The organism is Candidatus Pelagibacter ubique HTCC1062 (genome assembly GCF_000012345.1).
Lineage (GTDB): Bacteria > Pseudomonadota > Alphaproteobacteria > Pelagibacterales > Pelagibacteraceae > Pelagibacter > Pelagibacter ubiqueversans.
In genome coordinates this window covers 633,145-649,950 of sequence record NC_007205.1, presented here as the reverse complement: position 1 = coordinate 649,950, position 16,806 = coordinate 633,145, and the positions used below count along the sequence as shown (strand labels likewise).

20 protein-coding genes and 1 riboswitch are annotated in these 16,806 nt (G+C 29.9%); of the genes, 5 read left to right on the top strand and 15 right to left on the bottom strand.

Annotated features, from left to right (window positions below):
• Nucleotides 1–74: 74 nt before the first annotated feature.
• Nucleotides 75–164: riboswitch (glycine riboswitch) on the bottom strand.
• Nucleotides 165–188: 24 nt separating this feature from the next.
• The 3 genes from SAR11_RS03370 to SAR11_RS03360 are packed head-to-tail and all read right to left on the bottom strand — an operon-like array spanning nucleotide 189 to nucleotide 2,689.
• A complete protein-coding gene (locus SAR11_RS03370; protein ID WP_011281851.1) occupies nucleotides 189–1,070 on the bottom strand; it encodes a DMT family transporter in 882 nt (293 codons plus the stop codon).
• Nucleotides 1,057–2,010: a biotin-dependent carboxyltransferase family protein gene (locus SAR11_RS03365; RefSeq protein ID WP_011281850.1), complete on the bottom strand. Its 954-nt coding sequence runs from the start codon at nucleotides 2,008–2,010 to the stop codon at nucleotides 1,057–1,059. The genes SAR11_RS03370 and SAR11_RS03365 overlap by 14 nt, the downstream gene beginning before the upstream one ends.
• Nucleotides 2,003–2,689 (bottom strand): allophanate hydrolase subunit 1, encoded by a 687-nt coding sequence (locus tag SAR11_RS03360; protein WP_011281849.1) that lies wholly within the window; start codon nucleotides 2,687–2,689, stop codon nucleotides 2,003–2,005. The genes SAR11_RS03365 and SAR11_RS03360 overlap by 8 nt, the downstream gene beginning before the upstream one ends.
• Before the next feature lie 27 nt (nucleotides 2,690–2,716).
• Here SAR11_RS03360 and SAR11_RS03355 point away from each other — a divergent pair, with 27 nt between their 5' ends.
• From SAR11_RS03355 to SAR11_RS03345, 3 genes are read left to right on the top strand one after another with little or no spacing between them, the layout of a single operon-like run.
• A complete protein-coding gene (locus SAR11_RS03355) occupies nucleotides 2,717–3,490 on the top strand; it encodes a 5-oxoprolinase subunit PxpA (RefSeq protein WP_230470845.1) in 774 nt (257 codons plus the stop codon).
• Between the two features lie 3 nt (nucleotides 3,491–3,493).
• Nucleotides 3,494–3,985: a tetratricopeptide repeat protein gene (locus SAR11_RS03350; RefSeq protein WP_011281847.1), complete on the top strand. Its 492-nt coding sequence runs from the start codon at nucleotides 3,494–3,496 to the stop codon at nucleotides 3,983–3,985.
• A 4-nt stretch (nucleotides 3,986–3,989) separates the two neighbouring features.
• On the top strand, nucleotides 3,990–4,775 hold the full coding sequence (locus SAR11_RS03345) for a putative hydro-lyase (RefSeq protein ID WP_011281846.1): 786 nt from the start codon (nucleotides 3,990–3,992) through the stop codon (nucleotides 4,773–4,775).
• Here SAR11_RS03345 and SAR11_RS03340 read toward each other — a convergent pair whose 3' ends face one another.
• Genes SAR11_RS03340 through SAR11_RS03325 form a run of 4 tightly spaced genes read right to left on the bottom strand, consistent with a single transcriptional unit; the run spans nucleotide 4,776 to nucleotide 8,071 of the window.
• Entirely contained in the window at nucleotides 4,776–5,483 is a 708-nt protein-coding gene (locus SAR11_RS03340; RefSeq protein WP_011281845.1) for an ABC transporter ATP-binding protein, read from the bottom strand.
• A complete protein-coding gene (locus SAR11_RS03335; protein WP_011281844.1) occupies nucleotides 5,473–6,195 on the bottom strand; it encodes an ABC transporter ATP-binding protein in 723 nt (240 codons plus the stop codon). The genes SAR11_RS03340 and SAR11_RS03335 overlap by 11 nt, the downstream gene beginning before the upstream one ends.
• Nucleotides 6,192–7,202, bottom strand: a complete 1,011-nt coding sequence (locus SAR11_RS03330; RefSeq protein ID WP_011281843.1) for a branched-chain amino acid ABC transporter permease — start codon at nucleotides 7,200–7,202, stop codon at nucleotides 6,192–6,194. Before SAR11_RS03330 ends, SAR11_RS03335 begins: the two co-directional genes overlap by 4 nt.
• A gap of 2 nt (nucleotides 7,203–7,204) precedes the next feature.
• Entirely contained in the window at nucleotides 7,205–8,071 is an 867-nt protein-coding gene (locus SAR11_RS03325) for a branched-chain amino acid ABC transporter permease (protein ID WP_020169177.1), read from the bottom strand.
• Between the two features lie 108 nt (nucleotides 8,072–8,179).
• Between SAR11_RS03325 and SAR11_RS03320 the strand changes: the two genes are divergently transcribed.
• Together SAR11_RS03320 and SAR11_RS03315 are read left to right on the top strand one after the other, a co-directional pair.
• Nucleotides 8,180–9,436: an ABC transporter substrate-binding protein gene (locus tag SAR11_RS03320; protein WP_011281841.1), complete on the top strand. Its 1,257-nt coding sequence runs from the start codon at nucleotides 8,180–8,182 to the stop codon at nucleotides 9,434–9,436.
• Between the two features lie 97 nt (nucleotides 9,437–9,533).
• Nucleotides 9,534–10,148 carry a YjbE family putative metal transport protein gene (locus SAR11_RS03315; protein ID WP_006997251.1) on the top strand — a complete coding sequence of 205 codons (615 nt, stop codon included), beginning with the start codon at nucleotides 9,534–9,536 and terminating at the stop codon, nucleotides 10,146–10,148.
• 1 nt (nucleotide 10,149) lies between these two features.
• Here the strand turns inward: SAR11_RS03315 and panB are convergent, their stop codons facing one another.
• The 8 genes from panB to pssA are packed head-to-tail and all read right to left on the bottom strand — an operon-like array spanning nucleotide 10,150 to nucleotide 16,806.
• Complete coding sequence (gene panB / locus SAR11_RS03310) at nucleotides 10,150–10,923, bottom strand: 3-methyl-2-oxobutanoate hydroxymethyltransferase (RefSeq protein ID WP_011281840.1); 774 nt, start codon at nucleotides 10,921–10,923, stop codon at nucleotides 10,150–10,152.
• A 3-nt stretch (nucleotides 10,924–10,926) separates the two neighbouring features.
• Nucleotides 10,927–11,346 carry a VOC family protein gene (locus SAR11_RS03305; RefSeq protein WP_011281839.1) on the bottom strand — a complete coding sequence of 140 codons (420 nt, stop codon included), beginning with the start codon at nucleotides 11,344–11,346 and terminating at the stop codon, nucleotides 10,927–10,929.
• Between the two features lie 26 nt (nucleotides 11,347–11,372).
• Nucleotides 11,373–12,938, bottom strand: coding sequence for a glutamine-hydrolyzing GMP synthase (gene guaA, locus SAR11_RS03300; protein ID WP_011281838.1), 1,566 nt, complete (start codon nucleotides 12,936–12,938; stop codon nucleotides 11,373–11,375).
• Entirely contained in the window at nucleotides 12,928–13,365 is a 438-nt protein-coding gene (locus tag SAR11_RS03295; protein ID WP_006997255.1) for a tetratricopeptide repeat protein, read from the bottom strand. Before SAR11_RS03295 ends, guaA begins: the two co-directional genes overlap by 11 nt.
• Nucleotides 13,365–14,441 (bottom strand): IMP dehydrogenase, encoded by a 1,077-nt coding sequence (gene guaB / locus SAR11_RS03290; RefSeq protein WP_011281837.1) that lies wholly within the window; start codon nucleotides 14,439–14,441, stop codon nucleotides 13,365–13,367. Before guaB ends, SAR11_RS03295 begins: the two co-directional genes overlap by 1 nt.
• Before the next feature lie 37 nt (nucleotides 14,442–14,478).
• A complete protein-coding gene (locus SAR11_RS03285) occupies nucleotides 14,479–15,090 on the bottom strand; it encodes an RlmE family RNA methyltransferase (protein WP_006997257.1) in 612 nt (203 codons plus the stop codon).
• Nucleotides 15,091–16,002 (bottom strand): glycosyltransferase, encoded by a 912-nt coding sequence (locus tag SAR11_RS03280; RefSeq protein WP_011281836.1) that lies wholly within the window; start codon nucleotides 16,000–16,002, stop codon nucleotides 15,091–15,093.
• Nucleotides 16,003–16,806: a CDP-diacylglycerol--serine O-phosphatidyltransferase gene (gene pssA / locus SAR11_RS03275; protein WP_006997259.1), complete on the bottom strand. Its 804-nt coding sequence runs from the start codon at nucleotides 16,804–16,806 to the stop codon at nucleotides 16,003–16,005.

Genomic DNA, 16,806 nt, shown 5'->3' with positions numbered 1-16,806 from the left:
AACTTACTGTACCCATCTGTATGTTTGCCTGAGAGTTTTATTCCGTCGGCGAGAACTTAATCTCTTTCCAGAGTTAATATGTTACGGTCCTTTTGCCTGAGAGATTCCTGGGTGGTTGCTCCTTCGGCGCTACGATTGTTTGTAGTCTCTCCCGTATATAAGAATAATCTACCAGATATGTAACAGAGTCAATTAATAATTTTTTCTTTTTTATTTGAAAAAAGTAGTGAGTAAAATTGCAATAATACTGCAAAAAGAATTACTCCTCCTCCGATTAAAGTAAATAAAGAAGGTCGTTCAGCTGCAAATAAAAAAGCCCACATTGGCCCCAACACAGATTCGGATAACATGATTATACCAACCATTGCAGATGGTGTACTACGTGCACCCATAGTTATAAATATAAAACCAAATCCTACTTGGAAAAAACCTGCTGTAAAACCTAAAAATATATCATGTGAAGAAATCATAAGCTTCTCAGATAATAAAAATCCAATAAAGCATGAACTCACACCAGCTATAAATTGAGCTGGCACCATGTCAACTGTAGGAAATTTTCTAACAATTATAATTAAGACTGCAAATGTAATTGGCATGCTAAAAGCCGCTAAGTTTCCAGACATCTCTCCTGGTGATAAAGAATTACCTACCATTAATAGGACACCCGTAATTGCTAAAATAATTGAAGCTAAGGTGATAGATGAGATTGTTTCTTTTAAAAATAAATAACCAAATATTGCTAAAAAGAGTATTTGCGTCGAAATAATAAAATTAGTATTGGCAACAGTTGTATTATACATCGCAAAGACGTACCCACAAAAACCAAATGATAAAATAACTCCACCAATAAGTCCTGGTAAACCTGAATCGTAAAACGCTTTAAATAATTTTTTTTTATAAGTAATTATTAAAAAAAGTAAGACTGTTAGCGAAAAAAATAAAGATCTCCAAAATAATATTTGCCATAAGGTTGATCCTTCAAATGATTTAACAATTAAGCCTCCAAAGCTTAAGCAGCAGGCTCCCATAAAAACTAATATAGGACCTGGAATTTTATTAATTACATTCATTTAAATATTTATTTGTATCTTCTGTGTATGCTTTAAATATATTCTGAGCTTCTTCAAGACTTACTTCCTTAAAGTTTATTTTTGTTCCAGGAGTTAATTGCCCAACTAAATCAAGATCAGCAGTAATAACTACTCCAATCTTTGGATATCCTCCAACTGTTCCATGATCAGATAACATTATTATTGGATTACCATCAGCTGGTACTTGAATAACTCCTCTTACCAAACCTTCTGATTTGATATTGGTGTTTTCTATATTTTCTAATTTTGGACCTTTTAATCTTATTCCCATTCTATCAACAAGGTTTGTGATTAAAAAATCTTCATTAAAAAATTTATCTATTGCATCCTTAGAAAAATAGTCAAAATTTGTACCCTTAATAATTCTAATGATATTATCAGTAGAATAATCATAATTTATTTTTTTGTTCATTGCACTTTTGGTATCAATTTTTTTAATAAAAATTTTATCATTTATGGAATATTTTTTTCCATTATTTGGTCCAATATTTGCTTTAGTATTTATGGAATAACTGCCCCAGGTTTTTTCTAGATCAAAGCCACCATTAACAGCTAAATATCCATACGTAGAATTTTTGGTTGATATTATATCTATTTGATCCTCTTCATTTAAAATATAACTTTTGTAACACTCACCATCTTCAACCTCTAAATTCTTTCTAATGATTTTAAAAAAAATATCTCCAGATATTGCAAAATTAATTTTTCCATTCTTTAACTTTAAAAGAGGGCCTTGGTATGCAAACTCTAATACAGGCTCATCTAATTGATTTTCAACTAGTCTATTTGATAATGTATAATTTCTTTGATCAATTGCTCCACTTACTGCAATACCGATATGATATAAGTGATTTCTGCCTTTATCTTGAATGGTAGTGTTAACACCTGCCCTTAAAATTTCAAAATATGCTTTATTCATTCCAATTTAAATATTCTTCTTTTGTTATTTGATAAAAACTTACTTTATCACCTGGATTAACTAGGGCTGGTTTATCTAAATTTTTATCATCAAAAATTTTCTTCGGGGTGTTGCCAATTATATTCCAACCACCAGGGCTTTCAAAAGTATAAATATTTGCAAATTGTTCTGTTATTCCTACCGATCCTTTTGGCATCTTTACTCTTGGTGTTTCTAATCGATCACACCTAATATTTTCATTTAGATCTCCTAAAAAAGGCATTCCAGCAATAAAACCAGTCATATAACAAAAATATTCTTTGCCAAAATACAGTTCTAATATTTTATCTTTATCTATATTCAATTTTTCAATTAGCCTTAAAAAATCTAATCCATACTCATCGTCACAACAGACTGGAATCTTAATTTTTTGATTATTGTTTTTAATATCTCTATTAATAGTTAAGCCTTCTATAAAATTTTTAATTTTTTTATAGTTGGTTACAGTCAAATCAAAACTAACAATTAATTTATTATAAGAAGGTGTTAAGTTAGTTATTCCTTCGATCTTTTTATCTTTTATTAATTTTGATATATGGTGAAAGTAATCTATGACGCTTGAATTTATTGCTTCATTAACTTCTGAGCCAAAATCACAATATACCGCTGCATCACCAAGATTTGATATATTTTTAACCATGTCATGTTATACTCCAGACTAAAGAGTATGGAAATTAATATCAATTGTGATTTAGGAGAAAAATCTAAGTTTCATTCTATCAAGAATGATCCAGAATTACTTAATATTGTAAACTCTGCCAACATTGCATGTGGCTACCATGCAGGTGATGAAAAAACAATGGAGATGGTTATTCAAATTTCAAAAAAAAATGGTGTTAGTTTAGGTGCCCATCCATCATTTAATGACCCTGAAAACTTTGGAAGAAAAAGAATGAATTTAAGTTCCTTAGAAATAAAAAAACTAATTTTCGACCAATATGAAATATTACAAAAAATTGCTCAAAAATATAATGAAAATGTTACTCATATTAAACCACATGGCGCTCTTAATAATATGGCTTGTGAAGATCTGGAATTAGCCACAACTCTAGCTGTGGCCATTAAAGAGATTAATAAAGATATTATTTATCTGGTACCAACAGGTTCGCAAATGGAAGTTGCTGCTAAGAAAAATGGTTTGAAAATAGCTTGTGAAATTTTTGCAGATAGAAATTATGAAGATAATGGAAATTTAATTTCTAGAAGTAAACCAAACGCTTTAATCACTGACCCTGAATTAGCAAAAAATCATGTGTTGAGTATGGTTAAAAATCAGGCAATAAATTGTCTCAGTGGTAAACAGATACCTTGTGAGATTGACTCGGTTTGTATACATGGTGACAATGAAAGCTCATTGGCAACTGCAAAATCTATCAGGAATAATTTGGTTGATAATGGCTTAGAACTAAAACCTTTAAATAAAATGGATAAATTTAATTAAAATATGAAAAAACTTATTTATACTTTACTAATAATTATAGCACTCACTAATAATTCATTTGCAGCAGGAAGTAGCAGTGATAGCGATTCTACTCCTAAAGCTTCAGACTACACAAAAGCAAAAAATTTAATTGAAGCTGCTAAAAAATATGAAAAAAAAGGAAAAATCGAAAAAGCACAAGAAAGATATGCTAAAGCACAGAAACTTCTTTTAAAATCTAATGATAAAAAACCATTACAGGCAGATACTTTAAATTATTTAGGTTTTACTACTAGAAAACTTGGAGATTATGAAAAAGGTGAGAAATTTTACTTACAAGGCCTAGAAATTGAACCTAATCATAATGGAATAAATGAGTACCTTGGTGAGCTTTATGTAGTTACAAACCGAATAGATATGGCTAAAGAAAGGTTAGAAGTTTTAAAAACCTGTAACTGTGAAGAGTTTGATGAACTAAAAGAAATAATTGAAGGAACTAAAAAATCTAAATATTAAATTTATGCTCGATATTAAAAATCCAATTGAAGCAAGAAAGGTTATTAGAAAAAATGAGTACAGAAATCAAACAGCAGGAACTGCTAATAAATATGTACAGGGAAATCTTTGTATATTGCCCAGCAAATATGCAATGGATTTTGCATCATTTTGTCAAAAAAATCCTAAACCATGCCCTTTAATAGGGTTTGGTACAAAAGGAGATCCATCATTAAAAGATTTAGGGGATATTGATATTAGGACTGATGTTCCTCAATATAGAATATGGGAAAAAGGAAAAATTATTGATGAACCATATGACATCAAAAAATATTGGAATGAAGATTTAACGACATTTGTTTTAGGATGCTCTATGTCTTTTGAGTTACCATTAATTGAGGCAGGAATACCTATCCAGCATATTGAAAATGATACTATTGTTCCAATGTATCGAACTTCAATAGATTGTGAGCCAGCAGGACAGTTCTCAGGAAAGTTGGTTGTTTCTATGAGACCTTTAAATTCAAAAGATGCTATTAGATCAATTCAAATTAGTTCTAGGTTCCCAGCAGTTCATGGTGCTCCTATTCATTTAGGTGACCCATCAGAAATTGGAATAAAAGATATAATGAATCCTGAATACGGCGATCCTCCTAAGGCATTTAAAAATAATGAAATTCCTGTATTTTGGGCTTGTGGCGTAACACCTCAATCTGTTTTACAAGATTCAAAACCAGACTTTTGTATAACACATGCTCCAGGAAAAATGCTTATTACGGATAAATTAAATAATGATTTGGCAGCTTTATAACTAGTTCCCTAAAAAAACCTTCTTAACTTTTTCGTTATTAATTAATTCATTAGATTTACCACTAATAACCAACCTTCCACTCTCAAGAACATAACCCCTATCAGCCATGCTTAGTGCCAATCTTACATTTTGTTCAACAAAAAGAATTGATATTCCTTCACTAACCACATTTTTGAATATTTTTATTAAATCTTTCACTACTAGAGGTGATAATCCTAAAAATGGTTCATCTACCATCAAAAGTTTTGGAAGTCCCATCAAGCCTCTTGCTATAGCAAGCATTTGCTGTTCACCACCAGACATAGTGTGAGCTAACTGGCTTGATCTAGATTCTAATTTTGGAAAAATTTTATAAACTTTAGATAAAGAACTACTTAATTTTTCTTTTGCTTTAGGGTGCCAAGCACCAAGAATAAGGTTTTGCATAACAGTAAGATGTGGAAATACTCTTCGTCTCTCAAGAACATGAGAAATTCCTAATTCAGTTCTTTTGAAAGTTGGGATTTCAGAAATTAGATTATTTTTAAAATGTATGCTTCCATTCTTATGACTAACTAGATTACTAATTGTATTTAAAATTGTACTTTTGCCAGATCCATTAGGTCCTAAAAGAGCAACCATTTCTCCATTATCTACATTTATTGATACATCCCAAATAACTTGAAAATCATCATATAAAACATCAATATTTTTTATATCAAGTAGCATCAACAGTTCCTAAATATGAGTCTATTACTTCTTCATTTTGTTGAATTTCTTTTGGTGTACCATATGCAATTCTTTTACCCTGATCTAGCGCTAGAATATTGTCAGAAATTTCCATTATAATATTAATATTATGCTCAATGGTAATTATTGTTACGCCAGATTTTTTAAGTTTTTTAATTAACTCAACTAAACCTGGAATAGTTTTTTGATCAACACCTCCAGTAACTTCGTCCATCAATAGTAGTTTTGGTTCAATTGCCATTGCTCTTGCCATTTCTAATCTTTTTCTTTGACCTGTCGAAAGCTCTCTAGCAAAATGATGTCTCTTTTCTATAAGATCAACAAAATCTATTATTTCTAATGCTTTATCCCTTGCTTTTTTAATATTATCTTCTTTAACAAAAGAGCCAATCATTACATTTTCTAATAATGTTTGATCTGCAAACGGTTTTAATTTTTGAAAAGTTCTTCCAATACCCAAGCTACTAATTTTATCAGGACTTAAGCCTGATATATCTTTATTAAAGAAACTAACTTTACCATTATCAGTTTTTGTATAGCCAGTAATTAAATCAAACAAAGTAGATTTGCCTGCACCATTGGGTCCTATTACTCCCAAAATTGTACCTTCTATAACCTCAAAAGAAATATCATTATTGGCTTTTATACCTCCAAAAGATCTACTTAAATTTTCTACAGATAAAATCTTCATCTTTGTTTTTTTCTTTCTAAAATATTTTTTGGAAAAAAAGATATAAGTCCCTCTGGTCTAAAAATGCAAATTAGCATTAGAATTAAACCATAGAGAATTAAGTCTACAGCCCCACCAGTTCCACCTAAATAAATTCTAGAATATTCTGAAATTGGAATAAGTATAGCTGCACCCACAATCGGGCCCCAAACATTTCCAATCCCGCCAAGGACTGTAATCAATAAAACAATAATTGAAATTTCTATATTAAAAACTCTATCTGGATCAATAATAAGTATGTACTGAGCAAATAAACTTCCCATTGGTGCCATTATCATTGCTGAGATTACATAGGCTATGATTTTATAATTAGAAACATTAATACACAAACTTAATGCAGCCTGTGGATCATCTCTTACAGCTCTTAATCTGTAACCTAATTTTGATCTACTTAAGAGCCATACTAAAAAAAATGTAATTATAAAAAATACTAAAAAAATATAATAGTAAGGCATTTTGCTACTATGAAATTGAAGAGCCAACAAAGAGTCTCCTGAGGTCATAGGAACCCATACTCCTGATGCTGCACCTACCCACTCCCACCTTTGAAATATAACTTGAAAACTAATTCCAATTAATAAAGTAGCGATTGCAAAATAATGCCCACTAAGTCTTAACATTGGGATGCCAATTAAAACTGCAGCAACTCCTGAAACAATCATTCCAAGAAAAATACTTATCCATGGGGATATACCATACTGAACATACAGAAATGATGTTGCATAGGCTCCAATTCCAAAAAAAGCTCCATGACCTAAACTGATTTGTCCTGAAAAACCTGCAATTACATTCCAAGATTGAGCCATAACTGCGTGCATAAAAATCATTATCATTAAATGAAGGTAGAAAGAATTCAATCCAAAATGAGGTAAAGCGAATAACAATACAATTAGACTACTAATTAAAGATATTATTCTTTTGTCTGTATTCCAGAGAGGTTCAGATTTAGCTATTAATAATTTATCCATAATTAATACCTTCCAAACAAACCTTGTGGTCTAAAAATTACAACTAATAGATAAATTGCAAAAACATATAAAAGCTTAAATGATGGATCTATCAGCAAACCACCTAATGATTCAACTAATCCAATAATAATTCCTGCATACAAACACCCTATAATACTTCCAAAGCCTCCTAATGCCACTGCAACAAATGCAAATAGTGCAAAATTTATTCCTACGTCAGTAAAGATAAAAAAATAATTAGCCATCATTCCTCCAGCAACACCAACACAACCAAGTCCTATTGCCCAACCGATAGCAAACATTTTATCAGATGGTATACCTAAAATTTCAGCTGCATGCCTGTCTTGTGCTGTTGCCTGTAGTGCTAAACCAGTTTCAGTTTTTGTTACGAATAGATAAAGAAGAATAAAAGCAACCAAACATACTAAACTAGCAATTAGTTGAGGCTGTCCAATAAACATTCCTGAAATTTCTAATCTTCCTTCTAATAATGGTTTGTCAATATTTCTAAAATCTGGTGTCCATAAAAACTGTGCAATTGATCTAATGAATATTGATAATCCAAATGTTGCACAAATCTGGATTAGCATTTTGGCTTTCAATATATATCTAATCAAAAAATAATGAGTTAGCACTCCGCAAAAAGCCATTAATAAAATTGTAATTGGAATTGAAAAAATTGGATCTAACCCAAATAAAGACCATAACCAAAATGATGAAAACATCGATAACATCAAATGTTCACCATGAGCAAAATTTACTATATCCATTAATCCAAAAATTAAACTTAACCCAGCAGCAATTAATGCATAAATTAAACCCATCATTAATCCTGTCACCATTGCTTGTAAGATTATTTCAGATGTCATTTATTTTTTATAAATTTTATACTGTTTGCTGAATAGTAAGTCATTGAATTGATATCATATATAGTATTAGATTATATTTTTAAAAAAAACAAATATGAGGGAAAATAAATGAAAAAAATAATACTTTCAGTATTTACTTTTTTATCATTAGTTTGTGCGCCTACAATTAGTGCTGCAGAAAATGTTAAAATTGGAGTACTTTATCCATTAACTGGGCCTGTTGCTCAGGTTGGAAAAGATGCCGTAGCAGCAGTTCAAACTGCTTTAGATATTATAAACAACAGCCATAATATTCCTGGTATGCCTTTAGCAAAAGATGCTGGCCTAAAAGGTTTAGGTGGTGGAAAAATTTCAATTGTTGTTGGTGATCATGGTGGAAAACCAGATATTGGAGTTGGTGAAACAGAGAAAATGTTAAACTCTGATAAAGTTCATGCAATGTTTGGTGCTTACTACTCATCTGTAACAGGTGCAGCAAGTCAAGTATCTGAAAGAGCTGGTATACCTTGGGTTAATGGTGAGTCGACTTCACCAAAATTAACTACAAGAGGGTTTAAATATTTCTTTAGAGTAACACCACATGATGGTGAGTTTACTCAATTGATGTTTGAATTTATGGACGATTTTAACACTAAGAATGGTAATAAGTTAAAGACACTTGGAATTATTCATGAAGATACTCTTTGGGGAGCTGATAGTGGTGGAACACAAAACACAATGGCTAAAGACAAAGGTTATAAAGTTGTCGAGAAAATTAGCTATAAAGCAAAAACAACTTCTTTAAGTTCTGAAGTACAAAGATTAAAAGCAAAAAACCCTGATGTTTTATTGCCATCTTCTTATACCGCTGATGCTTACTTATTTTTAAACACAGCTAAAGAACTTGATTATAATCCTAAACTTTTAGTTGCTCAAAATGCTGGTTATACTGATCCAAAATTTATAGCTACCATGGGAAGCAAAGCTGAAGGTGTAATTACAAGATCTCCTTTCAACACTGACTTGGCTACTACAATTCCAATGATTGGAACTGTAAATGAAATATTTAAGACACATTCTGGTGGAAGAGATTTATCAGATGTACCTGCTAGAGCATTTACTGGTTTTATGGCATTAGCTAATGCAATTAATAATGCTGGATCAACAGACCCAGAAAAAATTAGACAAGCATTGGTAGATTTAGATATGTCATCTGACTCTCTTATCGTTCCTTACAGAGGTATTAAATTTGGTGCTGATGGACAAAATGAAAAGACAAGAGGTATTTTGATGCAAGTGCAAGATGGAAAATACTGTACAGTTTATCCATTTGAGCTAGCAGCATGTAAACTGCAATACCCAATGCCAACTTGGTCTCAAAAATAATTTAGACTAATACTATTAAAGGCGATCATTAACATGGTCGCCTTTTTTTTATAATTTTTTTAATTGAATTATTATAAATTGATATTATAAAAAACTCTTGATCGAAGAATTCATAATTTTAACCCAAATCATCTTTATTGATATCATCTTAGCTGCTGATAATGCTATTATCATTGGATTAATTGCTGCTAACTTTGTACCAAAAAATAGAAAGCAAATAATTCTCTGGGGTGTAGCTGGAGCTTTAGTTTTTAAAATTATTTTTGCTCTTTTTGCTACTTACTTATTTGAATTTTATTATATTAAAATTTTAGGTGGACTACTTCTAATTTGGATTGTTAATGATTTAAGGAAAGATTTAGTTGAAATGAAGAATAAGATTAAATCACCAGTAAAAAAATCAACAGAACCTTCATTTGTAAAAAGTATTTATAAAGTTTTATTTGCAGATATTACAATAAGTTTTGATAACGTTATTGGGGTAGTTGGTGCTGCAAAAGGTCATTTTGGTTTCATGATATTTGGTCTTGTTTTATCTGTAGTATTAACTGGAGCATTAGCTACTTATTTAGCTAATTATATTCAAAAAAACTTATGGATAGCCTATGTAGGGTTAGGTTTTATTTTAATTGTAGCTCTTCAACTAATAATTGGTGGTTTAAATGATTATGGCGTCTTATCAATTAACGAAACATTCAAACAATATTTTTAATTTAATATGAATGTTTTTTAGTAGGAAACTTACTTCTAATTACATCTTTCTTAAATTTTAGTGCAGCATCATTTATTTGTTTTTCAATATTTGAATACCTTTTCACAAATCTAGCTTTAATTTTATTCAGACCTATCAAGTCGTCAGTAACTAAAACTTGACCATCACAATGTACTGATGCCCCAATTCCAATTGTAGGAACTTTAACAGTTTTAGTAATTTCTTTTGCTAACGAGCTTTCAACACACTCTAAAACTATTGAAAATACACCAGCATCTTCTAAAAGTTTAGAATCTCTTAAAATAATTTTTCTTTCTGCTATTTCTTTTCCTTTAAATTTAAAATTTGTTGCAGATTGCGGTAGAACACCAAGATGCCCCATCACAGGAATTTTATTCTTAATTAAAGTTTTAATTATTTGAATTACTTTTTTACCCCCCTCAAGCTTGATTGCATCACACTTCGTTTTAGAGATTATTTTTTTTGCATTACTTAAGGCTTCTTTTGAGTTACGGTAAGTGTTATGAGGCATGTCTACTACCATTAAACTTTTTTTAACACCCATTCTTACACTTTTAGAATGTTCAATCATCATATCCAATGTCACTTTTTTTGTAGAAGAAAAACTATAAAGTACAGAGCCAAGGGAGTCGCCTACCAATACAAGGTCACAGTGTCTATCTATTATTGATGCTATATTTTTAGAGTAAGCAGTAAGACTTATAATTTTAGTTTTATTTTTTTTTTTAATAAAGTTTAAGATTTTTTTATTCATTTTTTACCAAACACCTTCATTTTTCATTGAGGCCCAAGGTTCTTTAATTTCTAAATTACCCTCTTGTAAGATTTCTATAGAAATATTGTCTGGAGATCTGACAAATGCCATATGACCGTCTCTAGGTGGTCTATTAATTGTATATCCCATATCTTGAAGTCTCTCACAAGTTTGATAAATATTTTCAACACGGTATGCTAAGTGACCAAAATTACGAGATCCATCACCTAACTCATCACCATCCCAATTGTAGGTTAGCTCTAGTTCGGCTTTTTCATCGCCAGGTGCTGCTAGAAAAATTAAGGTAAATCTACCTTGCTCATTTTCCATTCTTCTAGTTTCAATTAAACCTAATCCCTTACAGTAGAAATCTAATGATTTTTCCACGTCTGAGATTCTGATCATGGTGTGTAAATATTTCATAATATTATGTACTCTATAGTAAAGTATTACTCTAATTCAATGGTACTAGGTGGTTTTGAAGTAACATCATAAACAACTCTGTTTATACCTCTAATATTATTAATAATTTGATTAGAGATTGATTGCATAAAACCTTTAGGAAAATCAAAAAAATCAGCAGTCATTCCATCTTCAGAGGTAATTGCTCTTAACAAACAAATATGTTCGTAAGTTCGATTATCACCCATAACACCCACAGTTTTTACTGGTAGGAGTGCAGCATATGCTTGCCAAATTTTATCATATAACCCATGCTCTCTTAAAGCTTTTATAAAATAGAAATCAGCCTCTTTTAAAATTTTAATTTTTTCATTGGTTATAATACCGGGCATTCTAATAGCTAGACCAGGACCGGGAAATGGATGTCTAGAGATTATGTCATTAGATAAATTAAGTTCTAATCCTAATTTTCTAACTTCATCTTTAAATAAAAATTTAAGAGGTTCTACTAATTTTAATTTCATTCTTTTAGGAAGGCCCCCTACATTATGATGTGATTTTATTTTTGAAGTTTGACTACCAGTCACAGATTTACTTTCAATTAAGTCTGGATAAAGAGTGCCCTGAGCAAGAAATTTAACATTCTTAATTCTATTAGCATATCTTTCAAATATTTTAATAAATAGATTACCAATGATTTTTCGTTTTTTTTCAGGATCAGATACATTTGTTAATTTTCTAATAAATTCTTTTTCTGCATTAACATAAATCAAATTAATTTTTAATTTTTTCTTAAAAGTATTAACTACTTGTATTTCTTCATTTTTTCTTAAAAGGCCATTATTAACAAAAATACAAGTTAAATTTTTTCCAATTGCTTTGCTTAATAATTGTGCAACCACACTACTATCCACACCACCCGACAATCCACAAATTACTTTGTTGTCACCTACTTGGTCTTTAATTTCATTAATTAATTTTAATTTTTGATCTTTTGATGACCAGTTTTTTTTAATTTTACAAATAAGAAAAACAAAATTTCTTAATAAAATTTTACCTTTATTAGTGTGTGTTACTTCAGGGTGAAATTGTACACCATAAAAATTTTCTTTAATATTTTCAATAATTGTTAATTTAGAGTTTTTTGTAGAAGCTATAATTTTAAAATTTTTTGGCATCTTTGATACTTGATCAGCATGGCTCATCCAAACATCACTTCTATTATTTTTATTAAAAAAATTCTTAGTTAAAGTACTATTGGATACTTTGTTTATAGTGGCTAAACCAAATTCTCTATGTTTTGATTTTTTAACTTTGCCACCTAATAGTTTTGACAATATCTGATGTCCAAAACATATACCCAGGATTGGAATTCCAAGTTTTAATATCTTCTTATCAAATTTAAATTTATCATTTTCATAAACATTAAGAGGTCCACCAGACAGTATTATTCCAGCAATATTATCTTTTGTAATTTGAGCTATTTTTATTTTTTTATGACTTACAATTTCTGAAAAAACCCCTAATTCCCTTACTCTTCTTGCAATTAATTGTGTAAATTGAGAACCAAAATCGATTATTAAGATTTTACTTAAATTATTACTAAGACTCATTTTTAGGTTCCAAATTCTTTAAGGATTCTAAAATAGAATTTTTCTTATCACACAATTTATTGCAAATTTTTGAAAAATTATCTGCTAGTTCTTTTACTTTGGAATAATTAGATCTTTTTAACTCTATTTCCATAAGCATGTAGTTTGCTTCTTCATTTTTTGGATCAAGTAATAACACTGTATCTATATTTTTTTGTTCTTCTCTTTTGTTCTCTTCAAAATTATAAATTTTTGCTAAATACAAATATGAATCTTTGTCCTTAGGGTTAAAAACAATACTTCTTTGAAATAAAAATTTAGATTCTTCATATTTTTGTTCATCGTATTTATTTTTTCCTTCTTCAAAAAAGTTATTTTCTGCAAAAGAAGAACTTCCAAAATTTAAAATTATAAATAGGACAATTATTAATTTATTTATTGTTCTCATTAATACTTGCTCTCATTTTTAACTTGATCAACATTATGAACCATACTTTCATAAAAACCAGCCTTAGTTATTTTTACAAAATTTGGTTTATTTTTAAGGTTTGGTACTTTTTTTGCACCTAGATATCCCATAGATGATTTTAATCCTCCAATTAATTTATAAATTATACTTTTCACATCACCTTTATATTTCACAAAACCTTCTACTCCTTCTGGAACATATTTAGATATATCTTTTTGTTTGGTTTGAAAATATCTATCAGCTGATCCTTTATTCATCGCACCAACTGATCCCATTCCTCTAAAACTTTTAAATAACTTACCATTTTTTTTAATTAGTTTTCCAGGTGTTTCTAAGCTTCCTGCAAACAAAGATCCAATCATTATAGCATCGGCACCTGCTGACAATGCTTTAGCTAAATCACCTGAATATTTAATTCCACCATCTGAAATTATTTTTACTTTATTGTTTTTAACACCTTTTTTAACTGCAAGGATCGCACTTAATTGTGGTACACCAATGCCTGCGACTAGCCTAGTCGTACAAATTGATCCTGGCCCTATTCCAACTTTAATAATATCTACTCCTAATTTTATTAAAAATTTTGCTGCTTCAGCTGTTGCAATATTTCCAGCACATAGAGTTGTTTTGTTTGTTTTTAATTTTTTTATAGCTTTAATAATTTCAGCTACTTTTTTGCTATGTCCATGAGCTGTATCCACAACAATTAAATCAACTTTTTCTTTTAAAATTGCTTTTGCTCTTTTAAGTTCTAAAGGACCAGCTCCAACTGCCGCACCAACTAATAAGTTTAATTTTTTAACTTTTTTAATTTCTTCAACTTGTTTTTTAATATCCAAATTTCTATGAATTACACCAATGCCTCCTGCTTTAGCTATTGCTATAGCCATTTTACTCTCAGTAACTGTATCCATTGCAGAGGATAATAAAGGTATTTTTAATGTTAAATTAGATGATAATTTAGTGCTGGTATCAACTTCAGAAGGTAAAACTTCTGAGTATTTTGGTGCCATTGTAACATCGTCAAAAGTGAGAGCTTCTTTTATAGGATCCATAATCATTTATATATGATTCCCCTCAAAAAAAAAGTCCCTATCTTAAGATTTTACAAATAATAAAACTTTCCTTAGATTCTTTTCTGCTAGACTTGGGTTTAAACACCTTCACTTCTTTAAATAATTTTTTGCCCAAAGCAACAATTTCGTTAAATGATGAGCCTAGAAAAATCTTAGAGACAAATCGTCCTTCTTTAACCAACATTTCTTTGGAAAAATTCATAGCCTCCATTGCAAGTTCACCAGTATAAATTGCATCTATATCTTTTATACCCGTTGTATTTACAGCCATATCAGAGACAACAACATCCACTTTTGATTTGAATAAAGCTTTTATTTTTTCTTGAGATTCTAAATCAGTAAAATCACCTTTGATTTGGATTGTATTCTCAATTTCTTCCATACCTTTTAAGTCGATTGAAACCAACCTTCCACTTTTTACTGTTCTTGAAATATATTGAGACCAGCTACCAGGTGATGCCCCTAAATCGATTACAGATATTCCATTTTTAAATATCTTAAATTTTTCATCTATTTCTATTAATTTATATGCTGATCTGGCTCGATACCCGTCTACCTGAGATTGTCTAACATAAATATCTCTTTTTTGTTTATTAATCCAGTTTTTAGAAATTCTATTTTTTTTCAATTAACGACCAAACCTTAAGCTTTTTAATAAAATTTTACCCTCTAAAGTTTTTATATCTATCTTTACTTCTCTATGTAATCTCATGTCTTTATCTCCATCCCAAATACCTGATGCAAGATGTATTATACCAAGTTTATGATTGGGCAAGTAAGGCTCCACAAAGCTTTTTTCTTTTTCATTAAATTTTGGTAAAAGATTACTAACTAACCAATTGCAATTATGAGGTAGGAACTCTGTTTCTAAATCGTCAATGTAAACTGACATGTTAATAGCCAATTGTTCTGAACCAAAAATATTTCCAGCTTTAAGTGTTTGTTCTAAATTTTTTTGCCAAGTCGTCCAGCCATCTGAATTTTTTTCTAAGGAAAAAACACCAATATTAATATGTGGAGCAAAAGCAAGCTTCCGCGCTTTATCTATTCCAATTTTTGACTTTATTGCATGTTTAAAATTTTGAGATTTAATTATTGCTAATTGTCCAAATATCCATTTAACTTTAGACATTATTTTATATCCTGGTGTAAAGGTTTGAGTAATTCCTAATTTTCCATTTTCACAGGCCTTAAAATAAAGCTCTATTGAATTCCAATCCCCTACCCAAGCGTCACAATCTATCCATAAGAATTTTTCATAACTAGGAAAATATTTTGGTAAGAAAGCTCTAGATACCTGACTCTTTAGCCATTCTCTTCCTTTAACTTTAAATGCTGGAACATCAATATCCCATTCAGCTGATTTAATTTCATCTACTTTTTTAGATAATATATTTCTTTGTTGCTCGGATAAACCTGCATCTAAAATGCAAATTGCTGTATCTTTGCTTTGTTCAAAACTTTTAATAGAATCGACCAATTCATTAAGCAATTCAAAGTAATTTGAGTCTGCCAGAGATACAATTACATTTTTTTTCATCTATAGAATGTCTTCAAGGTCTTCTTTAGTGTCACTTTCACCATTTAAAATTTTCTGTTTATAAATTTTTTGATAACTAAAATATCCAACTGGAATTAAGCAAATATAGATTAATCCACAAATGACCAAAACTTTAAATGTGTATATTAATAAAAGTCCAAAAAATAAAACAACACCAAACAATGCAAAAATTGTCAAGTGACGAGGAATAGAAATTTTTTTAAATGCAAATGTAGGTACTTTACTGATCAATAAAAATGATATCAAAATAAACAGTATTGGTACTACTATATCGTAATTAATTTTGATTAAATTTATCTCGCTTAGACTTAATATTAAAGGCATCAATACCAAAATTCCACCTGCAGGTGACGGCACACCCTCAAAGTAATTGTCTTTCCATGATGGTTCAGAGTTTGAACTTACATTAAATCTTGCAAGTCTAAGGGCAACACAAACTACAAAAATCATTGTGAGTAACCAGCCAAATTTACCTAAATTATTTAAAGACCAAAAATACATTATAAAAGCTGGAGCTACTCCAAAACTAATTAAATCCGCCAATGAGTCTAATTCTTTTCCAACTAAAGAAGTTCCTTTTAACATTCTTGCAACTCTGCCATCTAATGCATCAAAAATTGCGGCAAAAATAATAGCTATAATAGATAATTCAAACTTTTCATCTAATGCAAATTTAATAGAACTTAATCCAATACACACATTTATTAATGTCAGTGCATTAGGCAAAAGCATTCTAGCTTTTTTATCTGATACTATTTTAAAATTATTTTTTGGTTGTTCCAT

Excerpts from the sequence above, each read along its gene's own strand:
- SAR11_RS03330 (WP_011281843.1), bottom strand. The coding sequence starts at position 7,202 with ATGGATAAATTATTAATAGCTAAATCTGAACCTCTCTGGAATACAGAC.
- SAR11_RS03295 (WP_006997255.1), bottom strand. The coding sequence starts at position 13,365 with ATGAGAACAATAAATAAATTAATAATTGTCCTATTTATAATTTTAAAT.
- SAR11_RS03360 (WP_011281849.1), bottom strand. The coding sequence starts at position 2,689 with ATGGTTAAAAATATATCAAATCTTGGTGATGCAGCGGTATATTGTGAT.
- guaA (WP_011281838.1), bottom strand. The coding sequence starts at position 12,938 with ATGAGTCTTAGTAATAATTTAAGTAAAATCTTAATAATCGATTTTGGT.
- SAR11_RS03280 (WP_011281836.1), bottom strand. The coding sequence starts at position 16,002 with ATGAAAAAAAATGTAATTGTATCTCTGGCAGACTCAAATTACTTTGAA.
- pssA (WP_006997259.1), bottom strand. The coding sequence starts at position 16,806 with ATGGAACAACCAAAAAATAATTTTAAAATAGTATCAGATAAAAAAGCT.
- SAR11_RS03325 (WP_020169177.1), bottom strand. The coding sequence starts at position 8,071 with ATGACATCTGAAATAATCTTACAAGCAATGGTGACAGGATTAATGATG.
- SAR11_RS03365 (WP_011281850.1), bottom strand. The coding sequence starts at position 2,010 with ATGAATAAAGCATATTTTGAAATTTTAAGGGCAGGTGTTAACACTACC.
- guaB (WP_011281837.1), bottom strand. The coding sequence starts at position 14,441 with ATGGATCCTATAAAAGAAGCTCTCACTTTTGACGATGTTACAATGGCA.
- SAR11_RS03340 (WP_011281845.1), bottom strand. The coding sequence starts at position 5,483 with ATGCTACTTGATATAAAAAATATTGATGTTTTATATGATGATTTTCAA.
- SAR11_RS03335 (WP_011281844.1), bottom strand. The coding sequence starts at position 6,195 with ATGAAGATTTTATCTGTAGAAAATTTAAGTAGATCTTTTGGAGGTATA.
- SAR11_RS03350 (WP_011281847.1), top strand. The coding sequence starts at position 3,494 with ATGAAAAAACTTATTTATACTTTACTAATAATTATAGCACTCACTAAT.
- panB (WP_011281840.1), bottom strand. The coding sequence starts at position 10,923 with ATGAATAAAAAAATCTTAAACTTTATTAAAAAAAAAAATAAAACTAAA.
- SAR11_RS03305 (WP_011281839.1), bottom strand. The coding sequence starts at position 11,346 with ATGAAATATTTACACACCATGATCAGAATCTCAGACGTGGAAAAATCA.
- SAR11_RS03355 (WP_230470845.1), top strand. The coding sequence starts at position 2,717 with ATGGAAATTAATATCAATTGTGATTTAGGAGAAAAATCTAAGTTTCAT.
- SAR11_RS03320 (WP_011281841.1), top strand. The coding sequence starts at position 8,180 with ATGAAAAAAATAATACTTTCAGTATTTACTTTTTTATCATTAGTTTGT.
- SAR11_RS03345 (WP_011281846.1), top strand. The coding sequence starts at position 3,990 with ATGCTCGATATTAAAAATCCAATTGAAGCAAGAAAGGTTATTAGAAAA.
- SAR11_RS03370 (WP_011281851.1), bottom strand. The coding sequence starts at position 1,070 with ATGAATGTAATTAATAAAATTCCAGGTCCTATATTAGTTTTTATGGGA.